We start from the raw sequence: 2,359 nt of genomic DNA, 5'->3' as shown, positions 1-2,359 counted from the left end.
GGGAATTATATACTTTTTTACCCTAACTAAAATAATTTTTATTAGCTAGTTGTAAAAATTCTGATAAACTTAAAACTTTTTTGAGATAACCACTAACTTGTTCTTTTAACCAAACCTCAGCACCTTTTTTATAGCCTTGACCATCTAAAATAATAATAGTATAATACCTAATTTTTTTATATTTAATACTAAAAAAGGGTATTTTTCATCAACAGAACCACCAATTTGTTGCCACTTACATTCTATTACTAAATTATTCTTAAACTTCTCAGGATGAAACAATATAAAATCACATTTTCTTATTGTTTCATAAATAGTTGTACCAACTACTACTTGTTTAGAATAAATTGGCTGTTCTGCTATTTGTGAGAAAGAAATAAAGCTTTTAGGTTCAATCTCTGTATAAGCAGATCTTTTTAAGATGTTTTCAATTGTACTTTCTAATTTGTTGCCATTAATGTTTGCTGTAGAGCCACTACTTTTTTTCATAATTTAAAATCAATAATTCTTTGCCATTTTTTCTATTGTCTGCTTTACAATTAACAAATCTAGGAGCAGTTATTTCATAAATATTATATGATTTATATTGCTCTTTTATAAAGTCTGTATCGGAGTTAGATAACATAAATTTAACTCCGCTTTTTGTTAGTTTATCACAAAACTCTCTTAATTCAATCTGTTTATTTTCATCAAATACACTAGAGTTATAACCTAGAAAAGTATTATGGTAAGGTGGATCAAAATATACAAAATCATCTTTTATAAGATTTATTTTACTATAATCTTGGCATTTAATATCAACATTTTGTAAATAACTACTACATAATCTTAGATTATCTATATCTACAATACTAGGGTTTGTGTACTTTCCAAAAGGACTATTAAACTCTCCTTTTTTATTTACTCTATATAAACCATTATAACAAGTTTTATTAAGATATATAAATCTAGCCGATACCTCTACAGGATCCTCTAGGAATTGTTTTTCTCTTAAACTATAAAAATAATCTTCACAATGATTATTTTTATGTAATTGTAATAACTTAATAAGATTCTCTACATTCTTTTTAATTACTATGTATGTAGTAATTAATTCTAAGTTTAGATCACTGATAAATGAGTTCTTTGAACCTAAATTAAAAAAAACAGCTCCTCCGCCAACAAAAGGTTCATAGTAGTTATTAAAATTTTTAGGGAAGTGGATTTTTATTTCTTTTAATATAGATCGCTTACCTCCTACCCATTTAACAAAGGGGGTAGCATTACCATCAAATAAGCTTATCTTTGATTGTGTATCTTGGGCTACTGCAATTAAAAAATCATCAAAGTTGTATTTTTTTTCTAACATATTAAATCTTTATATTTTAATCTTTTATTAACAGAATTAATTAGTAAACAAGTAAAAAAATCTTCTAGGGATAAATCTCTATGATTATATCTAAAAACAAATTCATCTATATATCTTTGAAGATGCTTTTTACTCATTTGATGGTATATGCCTATAAATCCTCTTTTAAATAACGCCCAAAAAGATTCTATAGTGTTTGTATGGTTTTTACCATCAACATATTTACCTTCTCCATGATTTACTTTTTTATGATTATAAAATGAATTTACAGAATTATAAACTCTAAATTCATCTGTATATATATTAGAACCTATAGAAATATGATTAAAAATAATTTTTTGAAGTGTTTTAGTGTTTACTTTATCAACTGCCTTAGCAATCAATTTACCTTTTCTTTCTACTGCACCAATAATTGCAACTTTATTTTTTGTACTCCTACCTTGAGTGGTTCGTCTTCTTTCGTTATTATGTTTATTCTTTTCTTTACCGCCAATATAGGTTTCGTCTATTTCAACATTATTTGATAGTTTTAGAAAACCACTCTTTTTAATATCTCTTATTCTTTGCAATATAAACCAAGCTGTTTTTTGCGTGCAACCTATATCTTTAGATAATTTAACTGATGAAATACCTTTAGAATGTCTACCTACAAGATAAATAGCAACAAACCATTTCTTAAGTGATAAGTTTGAACTCTCAAATATAGTGCCTGTTTTAATACTAAACTTATTTTTACAGGAATTACATTTTAAAGTTTTACCATCTTTATATTCATAAATTTTGTGTTTAACCCCACACTTATGACAAAAAGAGCCGTTTGATCATATAATCTTTTTAAAATATTCTATGCAAACTTTTTCATTTTTAAAATATTCAGTTAATTCAATTAAATTATTAAATTTCATAGCTTTTTTCATTTATATTATTAATATAATTAAGTATACACTTATATTTTAATTAAATCAACATCTTTAGATCATTTTAGGGTAAAAAAGTATATAATTCCCTTAA

General features: G+C 25.0%; 2 protein-coding genes and 1 pseudogene. All 3 read right to left on the bottom strand.

Features of this window, described 5'->3' with window-relative positions; translation table 11 throughout:
- Positions 1–22: 22 nt before the first annotated feature.
- The 3 genes and pseudogenes from ACQCX0_RS02650 to ACQCX0_RS02640 all read right to left on the bottom strand — a co-directional run bounded on the left by ACQCX0_RS02650 (position 23) and on the right by ACQCX0_RS02640 (position 2,052).
- Positions 23–489: pseudogene (locus ACQCX0_RS02650) on the bottom strand (PD-(D/E)XK nuclease superfamily protein).
- Positions 476–1,348, bottom strand: a complete 873-nt coding sequence (locus ACQCX0_RS02645) for a DNA adenine methylase (RefSeq protein WP_462562616.1) — start codon at positions 1,346–1,348, stop codon at positions 476–478. Before ACQCX0_RS02645 ends, ACQCX0_RS02650 begins: the two are co-directional and overlap by 14 nt.
- Positions 1,342–2,052 (bottom strand): IS1595 family transposase, encoded by a 711-nt coding sequence (locus ACQCX0_RS02640; RefSeq protein ID WP_462562617.1) that lies wholly within the window; start codon positions 2,050–2,052, stop codon positions 1,342–1,344. The genes ACQCX0_RS02645 and ACQCX0_RS02640 overlap by 7 nt, the downstream gene beginning before the upstream one ends.
- Positions 2,053–2,359: the final 307 nt, after the last annotated feature.

Source organism: Candidatus Hepatincolaceae symbiont of Strigamia maritima (assembly GCF_055505085.1).
This window is presented reverse-complemented; position numbering and strand designations above follow the sequence as displayed.

Excerpts from the sequence above, each read along its gene's own strand:
- ACQCX0_RS02645 (WP_462562616.1), bottom strand. The coding sequence starts at position 1,348 with ATGTTAGAAAAAAAATACAACTTTGATGATTTTTTAATTGCAGTAGCC.